Source organism: Blastocatellia bacterium (genome assembly GCA_025055075.1).
GTDB lineage: Bacteria > Acidobacteriota > Blastocatellia > HR10 > HR10 > HR10.
On sequence record JANWYV010000023.1, the window covers coordinates 1 to 14,750 of the forward strand.

Below are 14,750 nucleotides of genomic sequence, written 5' to 3' on the forward strand. Positions count from 1 at the left end.
GCGCGATCGCTCTCCGGGGCTATTTATCTCTTCGGGGCCTTTCATGGAATGCTCCCATTTCCCGATACGATGCGTTACGGGTTTTTGCCCTGGAGCCTTCCATTTCTCGCTCTTGGATGGAAATGGCGGCGGGAGCTGCTAGCGACTTTGCGCGTCCGGCGCTTTACTGGAGCGATCGGGGACTTACTGGTGACCCCCTCGGGGTATTTGCTCGTCACGCTTCTGATCCCCATCGCAGGGCTCACTCTTCTCTCGCTCGTGCTCTTTCCGCTCTTTCTGCCGCGCTACTTGATCTATGGCCTTCCGATGTACTACTTGCTCGTGAGCCGATGCGCCGTGCTGGCCGCATCGAGTGCGCGCGGTCAAATTCTGCTTCTTCTTCCGGCCATTGGCTGGAGTCTCGCCTCGGCCTTTTCCCATCAGCTCATACGGTGGTTCGGTTGAGGGAATGAAGGGTTGACCGAATGAGCGCGGGAACTTAGAATTTCGGACCGAAGGTTATGCAAAGCGCGCTTCCAAGGGTATCTGTGGTCGTTCCGGTTTTCAACAGCGAACGAATCCTCCCTCTGCTGGTGCAGCGGCTTCAGCCCGTTTTGGCGGCTTGCGCTTCGGAGGCGGAAGTGATCTTGGTGAACGATGGGAGCGAAGATCGGAGTTGGGAGACGATTAGCGATTTGGCTCGGCAGCATTCGTGGATTCGGGGGATTTGTCTGATGCGGAATTACGGTCAGCACAATGCGCTCCTATGCGGGATTCGGGCGGCTCGCGGCGATGTGATCGTCACGATGGATGACGATTTGCAGCATCCCCCGGAAGAAATTCCGAAGCTCTTGGCGAAGCTGGCCGAAGGATACGACGTCGTCTACGGGACTCCACTCAAACCGCCTCATGGCTTTTGGCGCACGATGGCCGCGCAAATCACGAAATTAGCCTTGCAGAGCGCGATGGGAGCCGAGACGGCGCGCTATGTTAGCGCCTTTCGAGCCTTTCGCACGTCGTTGCGCCAGGCCTTTGCCAACTATCAGGGTCCCTTTGTCTCGATTGACGTCTTGCTCACGTGGGGGACAACGCGATTTGCCGCGGTCGCTGTGCGGCACGATCCGCGGCCGATCGGAAGCTCTCATTACACCTTTTGGAAGCTCGTCACCCATGCGCTCAACATGATGACGGGATTCAGCGTACTCCCGCTGCAGATCGCGAGCTTGATCGGCTTTTTCTTCTCGCTCTTCGGCCTCGGAGTGCTCGTCTATGTCGTCGGGCGCTATTTGATCCACGGGGGAAGCGTTCCGGGATTTCCGTTCCTGGCTTCGATCATCGCGATCTTCTCCGGCGCGCAACTGCTCTCGCTGGGGATCATTGGCGAATATCTTGCCCGAATGCATTTCCGCGTGATGGAACGCCCGGCGAGCGTCGTTCGTGAAACAGTCGGATTCGAGGAGGAACGTTCTCGTGAAGTTGACTCAGCCGTCCATTCGGCTCTCTCCTCTTGATACGCAGCGTTTCGGGATACGCACAGCGCGGGCGTTCGCGGGGACTGTGGAAGATGTATCTGCGATCCTAGACTTCTGCGCGCGCGAAGACGTAGATCTGCTCATCGTTCGGTGTCATGCGGACGACCTTCGCACGGCTCACAGGCTTGAGCAGGCTGGGGGGCGACTCATGGACACGCTCATCTACTATTGCCGGGACTTGCAGGGAACGCCCATTCCTGCGGAAGAGCCTTTTGTCCTCATCCGCTCCGCGCGTCCTGAAGATGTAGAGGCTGTCCGTCACATCGCGGCAGAGGCTTTTCGCGGATATCGGGGGCATTATCATGCCGATCCGCGCCTGGATCCTGTGAATTCAGATGAGGCCTATGTAGATTGGGCGGTGCGTTCGTGTCGCGGTGAGCTGGCGGATGAAGTCCTCGTGGCTGCGGAAGAAGGAGGGAGATTGCTTGGATTCGTCACCCTGCGTTTGAACGATCCCGAGGAGGTAGAAGGAGGATTATTCGCGGTCTCTCCGGAAGCCCGAGGGAAGGGGATTGCTCGTGCCCTCATTATAGAAGCCTTGCGATGGTGCCAGCGACGTAAGATGGCGCGCTTTCTTATCTCCACTCAGATCACCAATATCGCAGCGCAGAAGGTATGGATTCGCGCGGGGCTTGAACCGAGTTATGCCTATTACACCTTTCACGTGTGGTTCGATGAATGATGCGGGAGCAAATTCCGCGTGACCGTGACGGGTTGCTCGCCTGAGCGGAGGTCCGGCATGTATCGGATCCCCTTCAATCGGCCATCTTTGACGGGGCGGGAGCAAGCGTACATGGCTCAGGCTGTGGCGAATGGGCATATCTCCGGTGATGGAGCGTTCACTCGGCGATGCCGGGAGTTACTGGAGCAGTTGCTCGACGCGCCGTGCGTATTGCTCACGCCTTCGGGGACTCATGCGCTGGAGTTGATGGCGCTGCTTCTCAACATTGAACCGGGTGACGAAGTGATCATCCCCTCGTTCACGTTCGTCTCCACAGCCAATGCGTTTGTCCTGCGTGGGGCCCGACCCGTTTTCGCCGACATTCGGTGGGACACGCTCAATCTCGATGAGACCCAACTGGAGCAATTGATCACGCCGCGTACGAAGGCGATCGTCGTCGTGCACTATGCGGGCGTGGGCTGCGAAATGGAGGCTATTTTGGAGATTGGCCGCCGTCATGGAGTGGTCGTCGTCGAAGATAATGCCCACGGGTTGTTCGGCGCTTATAAGGGGAAACCCCTGGGCACATTCGGTCCCTTGGCAGCATTGAGTTTTCATGAGACGAAGAACTTCACCTGCGGCGAAGGCGGCGCGCTCATCATCAATGACCCGCAGTATATCGAGCGGGCGGAGATCATCCGCGAGAAAGGCACAGACCGCAGCCGCTTCTTTCGGGGCGCAGTGGACAAATACACCTGGGTCGACATCGGCTCGAGTTATCTGCTGTCGGATCTATTGGCGGCTTTTCTCTACGCGCAACTCGAAGCCCGCGAGGAGATTCAGGCCAAGCGCCGACGCATCTGGGAATACTATGCTGAGCATTTGCGCGATTGGGCCGAGGCACATGGCGTTCGTCTCCCCTACGTTCCTCCACATTGTCAGCAATCGTACCACATGTTCTACCTGCTCATGCCCTCGCTCGAGGAGCGGCAGGCATTGATCGCTCACCTGAAGACCTACGGCATTTTGAGCGTCTTTCATTACCAACCGCTGCACCTATCGGCGATGGGGCGACGCTTCGGTGGGCGACCCGGTCAATGTCCCGTCACCGAGCAGGTCAGCGATCGCTTGCTTCGCCTGCCGTTCTACACTTCCCTGACGGAGGAGGACCAGGCCTACGTAGTGGCTGCGATCAAAGAATTCGACCATTGGGCATGAATCCCTTTGAACTGCTAGCCTCGGGATCGCCCACAGTGTGTGCGCTTCCGCGTTGCTCTCTCCACGGAGGTCGGCTCTATGCTCTCCTTCTCACGGAGAGTTGAGAGGAAGATTGTCCATGGATGAACGAACTCGTCCAACAGCTCAGGCGTCGCGTCGAGACGAACGATCGTTGTGCATGAAGATTCTCTTGGCTGTGTGCGTCCTTCAGGGAGGTGCTTTTGCGGTCGCCGTTTACGTTCATCGGGGGAACTGGCTCTATTCTGACGCGGTCTTCTACGAGCAGCCAGCCTGGAATCTCGTACGGGGGTACGGCTTCTCCTATGCGCGCGAGGAATGGGAGGATCCTGATCTGACGCGCCTTTATCAGGTAAGGCATCCGGAAGCCGCGTCCGCGCGCTTTGTCCCTGCGGCGACGTTTCCTCCCGGATACAGCTTCTTCCTTGCGGGAATTTATGGACTTGTGGGACGAAAGCCTCTCGTTGCCGTGCTCGCCAATGGCGTGTTAATGATCGCCACCATCGTCTTGATCTTCGCGTTGGCTCGGAGAGCCTATGGTTATGGCAAAGAGTTAATGATCACGCTCGTTCTGGTGGGGACCTATCCCATGTGGGCATATTGGGCGTCACTCGTGATGTCGGACATACTACACGTTTTTTTGCTCTCGCTCTTCACGGTGATCTGGTTCACCGACGGGCTGACGGTTCGAAGGGCACTCCTGGCGGGGTTTATCCTCGGCCTGGCCGCGTTAGTTCGTCCATATGTTCTTTTGCTGCCCGTGCTTCTGGGGATCGCAGGGAGGTTCTTCCATTTCCCAGCCTTCCGCCTCCGTTATGTCCTCCCGCTGACGCTCAGCATGTCTCTTCCTGTGGGTGCGTGGGTGACTCGGAATTACCTCGCCTTTGGGAAGCCGATGTTCGTTTCCATGGAGCTGGGATACGGATTTTGGATCGCCACGCGCGAACCTTGGATTCCTAGTCCGGAGTGGGAGCGTGACATACGGCGGGAACTTCAGATGCTCGGGATTCAGCAGGCATATTGGTGGCGCGAGAATAGGCGCCTGCGTCAGCTCGCCTTTGAGCGCATCCGCCAGCGTCCGATCCGCTATCTCCTCGCGAGCGTCGCGAAGATTCCCCGACGATGGCTCCACCTGGGAACTCATACGCCTTCTTGGGCGAAGGCAGTGTTGGGCCTATACTTCGGCCTCGGATTCGTGCTTTTGGTGATGGGATTCTTCTTTGCGCGCTTTCGGCATCAGGTGGTTCTGGCCGGAAGCGCCGTACTCGTCATCTACTACTCACTCGTCTTCCTGCCACTTCATGTCGAAGCCCGATATATGCTGCCAGCTCGTCCATTCGCCTTTTTGGTCTCGGCTTCGGCTGTAAGTCCATTGCTCGACTTTTTGGGAACCATTTTCTCTCGCTGCCTTCGGCATTGGCGCCTTCCTCAAAAGCTGAATACCTGAAGCGCGCGGTGCGGAGAGAACTTCGGACCTTGGATCGGCCCGTGTCGTCTAGGGTGAATGGGCCAAGATCACCGGCAATCGCTTCGTGTTATTGCCCTCGTCCTTTTCCTCAACGGCTTTCTTCGAATCGGCGGTGATGAGGATTTCGGCGGGACCTGGGGGAACGGGGATGGGGAGCAAGAGGCCGGGCAGTTGAATGAGTCGAGGAATTTGAACCGTCGTGAGGAAGGGAGTGAAGCGATCGCGGCCTAAGCGCGGCGTCTCCACCGTTCGAAGCGGCGCGCGAAGTTGGAAGGGAAAGGGGCCGATGTTGATCGTGAGGGCGAGGCTGATCTCATGGGTCGCCGGATCAGCCGCGCCTTCCCCTCGGTTCGCGATGAGGAAGAAGAGGGCTGTGGGCGCGCCGATCATCAGCGTCGGCGGATCACCTGGAGCGAGGACGCGCGCACTTTCGATGACCAGATCCGGGAGGGGCGTAGTCAATCGAATCGGGATTTCGACGATATTGTCCGCCTCATTCGATTCCCGCACGTCTCCGCGCGGGCGTTCGGGCGTCGGAGGATCTACTTCCAGGCGCACAAGCGCCGGCCCTTTCTCGGCCTGAGCGGGTACACGAAGTGCGAAATCCACTGGAGGGAATTCAGCGTGCCCAGCATCGAGCGAACGCCGTGTGCGAAATTCCTCTCGCGCGAGTGGCTGGCCTTTTTGCCAGAGTTCGGCGCGCACACGCACGCCAGCGGGAACGGGAGCGCGATCCTGCGGATGATCCCGCACATTGACGACGCGAAAACGCACGCTCGCACTCTGTCCGAGCAATACCTCTTGAGGAACAGAGAGATCAAGCAGGCGCAAGTTCGGGAGATCAATATGGACGCTCGCGCATGGCGGTTCTTCATCCGTGTCCGTCGTCGTCTCTTCCGAGACGCGCTCGACGATCAGGCGCACGACGGCGTCACCTTCTTCAGCGTCCTCGGGAATGAAGAGTGCGGGGGGCGAAAGACTTGCGCTCACGTCTTCCGATCTGTGAGTAGCGCCGACGCGAAGGCTTCCCCCACAGGGCGCCAGCGCGACATTCGGCAGCGAGAGCGTTTCGGGCTCTACGCGCAGTCTCTTTCCATTCGCTTCGGCGATCACGCGCACAGTGAGCGACGGGCTCGTCCCCGGCTGGTTGCCTCGATTGACGAGCGTGAAGCCGAGCGTGGCCGTCCCTCCGGGAAGAACGGGGTCACCCGGCGCTCCACCCGGCGGAACGATGGTGATGTCTTCGACTTTCACATCGGCTCCTGTGCCGATGGCCAGGAGGCGTCGTTCGGTGAGGGCTTCGGGATGGAGTCGAACCTCGAACACCAGGCGTCGCCCGGGAATAAGGGCTGACCTCGGGATCTCCACCAGCTCTGGAGAACGGATACGTCGCTGCTCTCCGGCGGCGATTCGACCGAGCAGTAAGCGTCCGCTCGCCACAAGCGCATTGTTCTCGCGCTCTCGGAGCTCGTAGAGAAGTCGGACATCGTCCACGGGGTCGAAGGTCACGTTCTGCAACTCCACCTCGAACTGGACGGAAGTCGCGCCCTGGCAGTCGGGGAGCACCGTGGGATAGACCTTCAGGTTGTGCATGCGAAGCCGAGCGACGGTGATCGCTCGTGCTTCCGATAGGATGGTGGAGAAGCCAGCGACGGAATATCCATGAACGACGGCGATGAGGTGATGACGGCCGCTACGGATCGGCGCTTGGAAGGGAATCGTCAAGAGGCGATGCGTCCGAGATGCCACAGGTTCGGCGGCGAAGTCTGAGGCGGCCTCCGCTGCGAGCGAAGCGACCTCATGAGGCGTGCTGTCATCGGGATCGAGGAGGAAGAGCTGAAGGGATTCGATCCAGACGTCCTCCGCACGCTCGTTTATGACCAGCACGTGCGCCGTGGCGCGATCGCCGGGAGCGAGAACCGTCGGATGGATATCCTGAATTCGGACCGCGAGGCGAGATGAAACCAATCCCTGGAGAGGAGATCCCGGCTTCGCTGCTGCCAGTGTAGCGACGCTTATCAGGAGCGCGAAGAAGATCTTGGTGAGGCGAAGCCGCCGTATGTCCTTTGCCCTTCGACTCCGCACGAAGGGAAACCTAGTCGGTTTTTCGCGCGCGCGCAAGGCGCATATAGTTGGCGGAGAATTCGCCAGCTCACGGTTAGAATGCATGGGGAAGGGGGGAGCAGTGGGCAGCCTCGCTCATCGCGAGATGTTCCAGTAGGGGATGCCTTCGCGGCCTATCGAGGGAGACCAAATGGTCTTCCGATCTGGGCATCCGAGAAGCCCCATCGGCGGGGACGTAGCGGAGGACGCATTTGACGCCATTCGGTCAACTTCTGCTTCTGTTCCGGCGTGAGAAGAGCTTCCAAGTCCGCGCGCAACTTCTGCTGCTTCTCCCGAAGCTGCTGTCGCAGCGCGCGACGTTCCAAGACGAGTTGTCCGATCGCTGTCGCATTGGGCTGTGGCGCATCCAGCGCGAGACGCAGCTCATGAGACTTCGCCCGCAATTGCTGCTGTAAGGGGAAGATCTCGTTCCGATACGCTTTGAGCCGCTCCTGAATTTGCGTGACTTGCTCCGGAGTGAGCCCGAGGTATTCTCTCAAGCGCAGAAGCTCGGCCGGGCGTTGAGCCCAGATCGTCCCCCCTCCCCCCACGAGAAGCGAGAGCGCCAATCCGAGGATCACGCTTCGTCGCATCGCCTTTTCCTCCTTCTGACGATTCTCGCCGTCGTCCCTGTCGACGGCGGATGGATCGGTCGGCGCATTTTTCGCGGCGCGACCGTTTCCACATTTTTAGGATGGCGCTTCGGTCGAAAAAGTTTGAAAACCCCTGTCGGCGCCTCATTGGAGGTCGCTGAGGCCGGGTGATATACTCCTCCGATCTGTCGTGCGAAAATGAGCGTTGGGGGGACGGATGGAGGCTGCGATTTTCGGAGGATTGGCCGCGTTGGCCACGATTGTGGGGGGATGGTGGGTGACGTGGCCGGGAATAGCCATCCGCCGATCCCTCCTCTCATCTCTCCTCGCGTTGGGAGCCGGATTCCTCCTGGCCGCGGTCTTCCTGAAGGTCATTCCGACAAGTCTTGATCTGGAGGTTTGGCGCGGGCGCTTGTCAGGGCCGCTGATCCTCGTGCTCGCTGGGTATCTGCTCATTCAGTTGTTCGAGCATACAGTAGCCCCGCATTTTCATTTCGGGGAGGAGACGCATGCCGAGGCGCTCGCGGAACGGCATGTCGTTTGGGCGGCAATCGGCGGTGTGGCCTTGCATGCGTTCTTCGATGGCGCCGCCATTGCCGCCGGGTTTCATGTGGAGCATCGACTGGGCATCCTCATCTTCATCGCTATCTTTCTCCACAAGCTGCCGGAGGGGTTCACGGTCGCCTCGGTCGTCCTCGCATCGGGTCGGTCGCGGCGTGCCGCCCGATGGGCTAGTGTGGGTGTCGCCGTGGCGACGCTCCTGGGGCTGATCTCGGTGGGCGCCGTGCGAGGAACGGTCCCCTATGCCTTGCCGCTCTCGGCGGGAGTGACGCTCTATGTCGCGGCTTCGGATCTGATCCCGGAGATCAATCGCGAGAATCGGCGCGCGGCTTCGCTCATTGTCTTCCTCGGCGTCGCGCTCTATTATATGACGGAGAAGGCGCTCGAGGAGTTCGGGCGATGACGCTCGCGGAGAAAATCCGACGGCTTCCTGAAGCCCCCGGGTGCTATCTCTTTCGCGATCACGCCGGGGAAGTCATTTACATCGGGAAGGCGAAGAACTTGCGCCATCGCGTGCGGCAGTATTTCCATTCCTCGCGTTGGCACGACGCGAAGACGTCGGAATTGGTCGCCCACATCACCGATCTCGAATACATCGTCACCGACACGGAGATCGAAGCGCTCATCCTGGAGGGACATCTCATCAAGCGATATCAACCGCGCTTCAATGCCCTCCTCAAGGACGACAAGCACTATCCGCATCTGAAGCTGACGATCAACGAGCCATTCCCGCGCGTCGTGAAGGTGCGCAAGATCGAGCGCGACGGCGCGCTGTATTTCGGTCCATATCTGCCGGCATCGCTCGCGGACCAAGTGCTCGATCTCATCCAGCGGGAGTTCCGCTTGCGTCCGTGCTCGGACGAAGTGTTTCACACCTATCAGCGAAAGGGACGGCCTTGCTTGCAGTATCAGATCAAGCGGTGTTTAGGGCCGTGTGTGGAAGGGCTCTTCGGCCGCGATCAATATTGGGAAGCGGTGCGCGACGTGCGCCTGTTTCTGGAAGGGAAGAATCGCGATCTGGCTCGGAGCTTACGCGAGCGCATGGAGCGGGCGGCCGAAGAATTGCGCTTCGAGGCCGCTGCGCGATATCGGGATCTGCTGCGCGTCGTCGAGCGCCTCGGGGAGGAGCAGAAGATGGCGCTCCCGACGGAAGTGGATGCGGACATCTTCGGCCTCCACACGGATGGGCGACGGCTAGCGCTCTATCTCTTCACCATGCGCGAAGGGAAGATCGTCGGCAAGCGCGATTTCTATTGGGAGGAACTGCCGCCGGGGGATCTGGGGCGCTTCCTCGCACAGGTGCTCGTGCAGTATTACGAGGCGGGGGATTACGTGCCATCGGAGATCGTCCTCCCGTGCGCCATCGAGGATCGGCGATTGATCGAGCGATGGCTGAGCGCGAGAAAAGGGCGGCGCGTGCGCGTGCAGGAGCCCAAGCGCGGCGTGAAGCGAGAGCTGGTCGCACTCGCCACGCAAAACGCCAAGCTCGCGTTCGAGGAGCGCTTTCGCGTGCTGCGCCCAGAGATGTCTCAGGTCCTGGAGGAATTAGGGCGCGCCCTGGGATTGCCGCAACCGCCCCAGCGGATTGAAGCGTTCGACGTCTCGCATTTGCAGGGGACGGAGATGGTCGCCTCCCTCGTCGTGTGCGAGGCCGGAGCAATGCGCAAAAGCGAGTATCGCCATTATCTTGTGAAAACGGCTCGGGAAGGAGACGATTACGGAGCCCTTCGCGAAGTCGTCCATCGGCGTTACGCCCGCGTGCTGCGCGAGGCGCGTCCGCTCCCTGATCTCGTGCTCATTGATGGAGGGAAGGGACAACTGCGGGCTGCCGCGGAAGCGCTCGAGGAGCTGAACCTCGCGACGCTTCCGGTCGCCGCTCTCGCCAAACGGGAGGAGGTTCTGTATGTCCAGGGGCGGGCGGAGCCACTCGTCCTCGATCGTCATTCGCCAGCGCTGCATCTGATTCAGATGATCCGCGACGAGGCGCATCGTTTCGCGGTGACATTCCACCGACGACGTCGGCAACGACGGGATTTCGCTTCGGAGTTGCTCGCGATTCCCGGCATCGGCGAGCGGCGAAAGGACCGACTATTGCGGAATTTCGGGAGCGTCGCGCGCATCCGACGCGCGACGGTCGAAGAGCTGCGGCCATTCGTCGGCGAGCGGCTTGCCCAGCGGATTGTGGAATATTTCGCAGCGTCCTCCCCGCCTTCGGAGGAGGAGACGGGGCTACTAGCGTTCGATCATTCATCCGAAACGTGAGCGCATATGAGTCCGCGCTTCAACTGGATTCCCATCGTTCGGGGGGAGGGGGGAAGAGGTCCGGTGGCCACGATCGCACGCCGAAAATATCTCGGTAGGCGACGGCCGCTGCGCAAATGATCCACGGGAGCGTGACGAACACGCCGATCCCGCATCCGAGAAGGCCCGCCGTCAGGATCAACAGGAAGACGATGCCGAGGACCCAGAACATCACCCATTGGCGCGAGATGACGATGCGCCATGCTTCGTTCAACGCCGCAGCGATGTCCAGCTTCCGATCGAGGATCAACGGATAGACAAAGGCGAACAGCGCAAATGCCAGTGGAGAGAAGGCGAGCGAAATCAATCCCATGAGCGGGGCGCGTTCGGTGAGCCCACCAAGCGAGAGGTGGATGAAGACTTCGATGATCCAAGCCAGGAAGGCGAGCCCGAATTGCTCGAATCCCTTGAAGAGATCTCCCAGCTGAATCCTCTCTCCCCGCATGACCTGGAAGGCCATGAAATAGAGACCGAGCAAGAAGGGCCCAGTTGTGATGGTGAGCGTCACCATCGAGAGGAAACCAGCCACTAACGTGGCGAGCGCGAACGTCGGCCATTGGCGGGCGAAGAGTTTCCATCCTTCGGAGAGCCATCGGCCGACGTCCACGCGAACGTCCATCGGAGCAGGCGGGCGCGGGGAGATCGCCGGGGGAACATAGGCCGGGCCGGTCGGCCGTGGTTCCAGAGATGCTGTCGGCGGAGTCTCTAAGATCTGCGTCGGAGTCTCCTCCCATGGGGACTCCATCAAGCGCGCTCCACATCGACGGCAAAAGCGCGCCGTCTCCGGCGACTCCGTTCCGCATTTCGGACAAATAATCATTCGCGCTTCATCACCAGCTCATTCGCACCGCCCCTGCTTCCAAAAAGGAGGCGATTCGTCCCGTTCCGCTCACGCGTTTAACTCTTCTTCGAAGTCACGGCGTAGAAAGCCACGGGTTGTTGTTCGACCTTCCGGCTCCCACATTTGGGGCATTTGACCTTCTTCTTCTCGTATTCGGCAATGCTCATCGTCACGGTGAACTTTCGATTGCATTGCGTGCAACGGTACTCGTAGACCGGCATAGCTCACCTCCTCGCGTATGATTCGCTCTCCCCATCCGGTAGGGCCGCTTCACGCTCCCCTGTGGAGCGAAATCAAGCGGCCATTATCATCATAGCATATTCGCCCATTCAGTAAAGGAGTCGTCGGCTCCCCCGGGCGCGCTCGAGAGCGTCGGCGAAGCCGGTGTTTTGATTCGTCGAGGATTTCACCTATAATACGCCAGGCGGGAGGCTCAACTATGGAGGTGATCAAGAGCGCAGCGCGCATGCAGGCGGTCGCCCGGAAGTATCGGGCCGAGGGGCGAACGATCGGCTTGATTCCGACGGCCGGGCATCTGCATGAGGGACATCTGAGCCTCATCCGCCGCGCGCATGAGCTGGCCGAGATCCTCGTTGTCGCCATTTCGCCTCCGCCGCTCGTGGGGGAGAGGCCTGAGGGGGAGCGCCGGGGAGGACGGGAGAAACCGGCGCGGTATCTCTCCGACGAGGTCGAGGTCCTCTCGCCTTTGGGCGTGCATTACGTCTTCGCCCCGACCAAGGAAGAGCTATTTGCCGAGGGGGCATGCACGGAGGTCGTCGTCCGCGGGTTGAGCGAGCGGCTCTATGGAGCAACTCATCCGGAACATTTCGTCCGACTGACGACGTATCTGATGGTCCTCTTCAACGTCATTCATCCGCACTTCGTGATCTTCGGCTGGAAGGATGCGCAGCAGGTTGTGATCGCGCGTCGGATGGTCCGAGATCTTCACGTGGATGTGGAGGTCGTCACGTGTCCGATCGTGCGGGATGCCGATGGATTGGCGATCGCGCCTGAGAACGAGTGGCTCACCGAACGCGAGCGTCAAGCGGCGCGCGTGATCCCACAAGCGTTGGAGAAAGCGCAAGTCCTGGTGGCTGCGGGGGAACGTCATACGGCGAATATCCTCAAGGTGATGCGCGAGATGATCGAGGCGCATCCGGCGATCCGCATCGAGTACCTCTCCATCGTAGACGGGGAGACACTGGAACCGATCCCACTTCTGGAAGACCGTCCGGCCCTGGTGATGGTGGCGGCGGTCGTCGGGAAGGTGCGATTGAGTGATAACGTCCTCTTGAACGCCTGAATCTCGCCTTTCTCGGCGAGGGGCTTGTGAGGTGAGCATTTGAGATGCGCTCGAGGCGATCGTGGGAGAGAGCGTGAGAGGCAGAGGCTCAGCGCTGCGCTCTCTCCGATTTTGGGAAAGAGGCGCAAGGAGGGGGGCTTATGAGGAAGAAAGCGATTATAGATGCGGCCTTGTGGATCGTCACGGCGGTGTGTCTCATCCTCTCCATGGTGTACTTCTTCAAGTGGAAGGCGGCGCCGAATCCGACCGACGAAGGACACGTGAGCCAGTGGGTGTGGATCACGTTGGTCATCATCGCTATGGTGTGCATCCTGATCTGGTTCTTCACGCGCGGCAAGGAAGAGGAGATCAGCATCACCCGAGGATAAACCGCTCGTTTCCTGGCTCTCCTCAAAGAGGAAGCGTCGCGCTGACTGCGCGGGACATTGGTACAGCGCGGGCGATCCTCGCCGCACGCGGGGGAGGGGGACTCATGGTGGTCCTCTGTGGGTGTCTTTCACGATGAGCGAAGTAGGACTCAGGCATCAGAGGCCGTCTCCGCTGATGCGGGGAAGGAGCGCGAGATATGGGCATTGGAACGCACGTGGTGCTCGTGGGATTGGCCGTTCAAGCTTCGAGGATCGCAGAGAAACTGAGCCTCTGGGATCTGGTCGCGACGGCGACGTATGGGCTTTTGGGAATCGCTCTCTCGGTCATCGGATATTTGATCTTCGACCTCATCACTCCCTTCTCCTTGGGGAAGGAGTTGGTGGAGGATAAGAACATCGCGGTCGGGATCGTCGTCGCTGGGATCATCATCGGGATTGCGATCATCATCGCGGCCGCCATCTCGTGAGTATGGCGCGATTCTGTTCGGAATGTGGCATTCCATTGCCTGAGAAGGTCCTCTTTTGTCCGAGTTGCAACGCCTCCACACTTGATCGGTTGTTGGCTTCGCAAACGATTATTCCGTCGGTCGAATCTTCCTCGGCAGCCGAGGAGGGAGTCTTCGCCACAGAGTCATCGCACGGTGAAGGGGAAGGGGCGGAGCGGGCCCTTGAAGAATCTGTTGGGCCTCTTGGAGAAGGAAGGATTTCGGCTCCGTCCGAAGAGACGCCGTCAGGCGAGGGAGGAGCAGGAGTTGAGAGCGCCGGTTCGGTCATCGAGGCGGAGACAGTTCCCACGCTGACGCTGGCCGATGCCATGGCCGCACTACGATTTCTTTTGGACCATCGGCGGATTCTGTGGTACGGGACGAGCACGATGATTGGCTGGATGCTCTTAGTCGTTTTTCAGCTCCTTGGATCCGTCGCGGTGGAGTCTCCGAAGTTGGCGGCGACGTGGCGCATCGTCGGATGGGGAGCATTCATCGCGATGTTTGCTCTGAGCTCAGCGACCCTCGCTGCTTCATTGATCATTGAGGGAGGGCCTCGTCTTCGGCTCACATGGGCCCCAGCTTCGGGAATTCTTCAACGACTGCCGGCTATCGTTGGTCCGGCGACGCTGTTCGCCGGGATCATCGGGTTCGGGATTGTGCTCCTGTTAGCTCTCGGAGCGCTCGCGCGAATGGGGACGAGCGGGCGCTTGCTCTGGGCGCTCCTTTTCATCCCGCAGTTCCTGCTCGCGCTAGGGATCGTGTCGGCGGGATTAGCTCTCCTCGCGGCTCTGATCTACGGGCCAACTTTAGCCGTGACCAACGGCGGGACGTTCTCGCAAACGCTCTATCGGCTTTATCTGCTCTTCGCGCGTGAAGGGAAACGCGCCATGGGGTATCTCCTCCTGCTCCTGGCACTTGGTGGCCTCTTGGGAGCGCTGATCCAGATAGGGATCGGGCTTGTGGTTCAAGGGATTGAGCATCTCGCCCTATGGGCGAGCCGAGGAGAGACGGCCGCCATTGTGCGCGTCGGAAGAGAAGTGATCGCGGCGTGTATGCCGGGTCACGTGGGGCTTGAGGAAGATCGGCCTTTCGTTCCCCTCCGAGTCGAGTCCGATCTTCGCTTAGCGGGATTTCTCTGGGCGATCTCAGTCATCGTTCTGAGGGGAGTAGGAGTGGTGATCCCCCTTTTGCTGGTCAGTGGGGGAGGCGCCCTCGCGGCGTGGGGGTTACTCGGGCGCCTCGCACGGTCACCTCATCGGGGTGAAGAGGCGCGCGTTTGATCAGCTTTGTTCGCCGGACTCGTACCGGGAGGCCCG

15 protein-coding genes are annotated in these 14,750 nt (G+C 60.1%); 11 read left to right on the plus strand and 4 right to left on the minus strand.

Features of this window, described 5'->3' with window-relative positions; translation table 11 throughout:
- The 5 genes from NZ746_06265 to NZ746_06285 all read left to right on the plus strand — a co-directional run.
- On the plus strand, positions 1-444 hold a 444-nt coding region (locus NZ746_06265), incomplete at its 5' end, for a hypothetical protein (protein ID MCS6816968.1).
- A gap of 56 nt (positions 445-500) precedes the next feature.
- Positions 501-1,490 (plus strand): glycosyltransferase family 2 protein, encoded by a 990-nt coding sequence (locus tag NZ746_06270; protein ID MCS6816969.1) that lies wholly within the window; start codon positions 501-503, stop codon positions 1,488-1,490.
- On the plus strand, positions 1,450-2,193 hold the full coding sequence (locus NZ746_06275) for a GNAT family N-acetyltransferase (GenBank protein ID MCS6816970.1): 744 nt from the start codon (positions 1,450-1,452) through the stop codon (positions 2,191-2,193). Before NZ746_06270 ends, NZ746_06275 begins: the two co-directional genes overlap by 41 nt.
- A gap of 57 nt (positions 2,194-2,250) precedes the next feature.
- Positions 2,251-3,390, plus strand: coding sequence for a dTDP-4-amino-4,6-dideoxygalactose transaminase (gene rffA, locus NZ746_06280; protein MCS6816971.1), 1,140 nt, complete (start codon positions 2,251-2,253; stop codon positions 3,388-3,390).
- 118 nt (positions 3,391-3,508) lie between these two features.
- Positions 3,509-4,855 (plus strand): glycosyltransferase family 39 protein, encoded by a 1,347-nt coding sequence (locus NZ746_06285; GenBank protein MCS6816972.1) that lies wholly within the window; start codon positions 3,509-3,511, stop codon positions 4,853-4,855.
- A 48-nt stretch (positions 4,856-4,903) separates the two neighbouring features.
- Here NZ746_06285 and NZ746_06290 read toward each other — a convergent pair whose 3' ends face one another.
- A complete protein-coding gene (locus tag NZ746_06290) occupies positions 4,904-6,763 on the minus strand; it encodes a hypothetical protein (GenBank protein ID MCS6816973.1) in 1,860 nt (619 codons plus the stop codon).
- 350 nt (positions 6,764-7,113) lie between these two features.
- On the minus strand, positions 7,114-7,572 hold the full coding sequence (locus NZ746_06295) for a Spy/CpxP family protein refolding chaperone (protein MCS6816974.1): 459 nt from the start codon (positions 7,570-7,572) through the stop codon (positions 7,114-7,116).
- A 217-nt stretch (positions 7,573-7,789) separates the two neighbouring features.
- Between NZ746_06295 and NZ746_06300 the strand changes: the two genes are divergently transcribed.
- Together NZ746_06300 and uvrC are read left to right on the plus strand one after the other, a co-directional pair.
- On the plus strand, positions 7,790-8,536 hold the full coding sequence (locus NZ746_06300) for a ZIP family metal transporter (protein ID MCS6816975.1): 747 nt from the start codon (positions 7,790-7,792) through the stop codon (positions 8,534-8,536).
- Positions 8,533-10,395, plus strand: a complete 1,863-nt coding sequence (gene uvrC, locus NZ746_06305; GenBank protein MCS6816976.1) for an excinuclease ABC subunit UvrC — start codon at positions 8,533-8,535, stop codon at positions 10,393-10,395. Before NZ746_06300 ends, uvrC begins: the two co-directional genes overlap by 4 nt.
- A 19-nt stretch (positions 10,396-10,414) precedes the next feature.
- On the opposite strand, the gene NZ746_06310 is transcribed toward uvrC, so the two are convergent.
- Positions 10,415-11,179, minus strand: a complete 765-nt coding sequence (locus NZ746_06310; GenBank protein MCS6816977.1) for a hypothetical protein — start codon at positions 11,177-11,179, stop codon at positions 10,415-10,417.
- A gap of 152 nt (positions 11,180-11,331) precedes the next feature.
- Entirely contained in the window at positions 11,332-11,496 is a 165-nt protein-coding gene (locus NZ746_06315; GenBank protein ID MCS6816978.1) for a zinc ribbon domain-containing protein, read from the minus strand.
- Positions 11,497-11,714: 218 nt separating this feature from the next.
- Here NZ746_06315 and panC point away from each other — a divergent pair, with 218 nt between their 5' ends.
- From panC to NZ746_06335, 4 genes are all read left to right on the plus strand, one after another.
- Positions 11,715-12,578: a pantoate--beta-alanine ligase gene (panC, locus tag NZ746_06320; GenBank protein ID MCS6816979.1), complete on the plus strand. Its 864-nt coding sequence runs from the start codon at positions 11,715-11,717 to the stop codon at positions 12,576-12,578.
- Between the two features lie 140 nt (positions 12,579-12,718).
- A complete protein-coding gene (locus NZ746_06325; protein MCS6816980.1) occupies positions 12,719-12,946 on the plus strand; it encodes a hypothetical protein in 228 nt (75 codons plus the stop codon).
- Positions 12,947-13,143: 197 nt separating this feature from the next.
- Positions 13,144-13,413, plus strand: coding sequence for a DUF350 domain-containing protein (locus NZ746_06330; GenBank protein ID MCS6816981.1), 270 nt, complete (start codon positions 13,144-13,146; stop codon positions 13,411-13,413).
- Positions 13,414-13,415: 2 nt separating this feature from the next.
- Positions 13,416-14,714: a zinc ribbon domain-containing protein gene (locus NZ746_06335; GenBank protein ID MCS6816982.1), complete on the plus strand. Its 1,299-nt coding sequence runs from the start codon at positions 13,416-13,418 to the stop codon at positions 14,712-14,714.
- The last annotated feature ends 36 nt before the right edge of the window (positions 14,715-14,750 follow it).